Below are 801 nucleotides of genomic sequence, written 5' to 3'. Positions count from 1 at the left end.
GAAAACGTGCGTACCATTAATGCCATTCCTCTGAAGCTGAGGGGTGATGACTGGCCAGCTCGTCTTGAGGTTCGTGGTGAAGTATTTATGCCGAAAGCGGGCTTTGAAAAGTTGAATGAGCTTGCGCGTCAGAAGGGCGAAAAAGTATTTGTGAACCCTCGCAATGCAGCAGCAGGCAGTCTACGTCAATTAGATTCGCGTATTACGGCTTCGCGCCCACTTAGCTTCTACGCATACAGTGTTGGAGTTGTGCAAGGGGCTGATTTGGCAGCCAGTCACTATGAGCGTTTTCTGCAGATAAAATCTTGGGGGCTGCCAATGTGTCCAGAGACCAAGCGAGTCGACAGTTTGGCAGACGTAAAAACTTATTATCAAGACATTCTGCAGCGTCGTGATGCATTACCTTACGAAATTGACGGAGTCGTGATCAAAATTGACGATATTGCCGTTCAAGAGCGCCTGGGTTTTGTTGCTCGCGCTCCACGTTGGGCGATCGCATACAAATTCCCGGCTCAAGAAGAAATCACCACATTGAATGAAGTTGAGTTCCAAGTTGGCCGAACGGGAGCGATCACTCCGGTTGCTAAGTTAGAGCCAGTGTTTGTTGGTGGCGTGACGGTGAGTAACGCAACGCTGCATAATGCGGATGAAATTGAGCGCCTTCAAGTAAAGATTGGTGATCAGGTCGTGATTCGTCGTGCTGGCGATGTGATTCCTCAAGTGGTTTCTGTCATCAAAGAGCGTCGACCAGAAACGGCGCGAGATATTATTTTCCCAACTCAGTGTCCTGTTTGTGGTTCG

General features: G+C 49.1%; 1 protein-coding gene. It reads left to right on the top strand.

Annotated elements, in window-relative coordinates; all coding sequences use genetic code 11:
• Positions 1–801, top strand: an 801-nt coding sequence (gene ligA, locus R7O12_RS23735; protein WP_318126484.1) for an NAD-dependent DNA ligase LigA, incomplete at both ends; no start/stop codon positions are given.

It is taken from the genome of Vibrio sp. Vb1574, from assembly GCF_033338675.1.
Note: the sequence above shows the minus strand (reverse complement) of the source record. Positions and strands in the feature narration are given on the sequence as shown.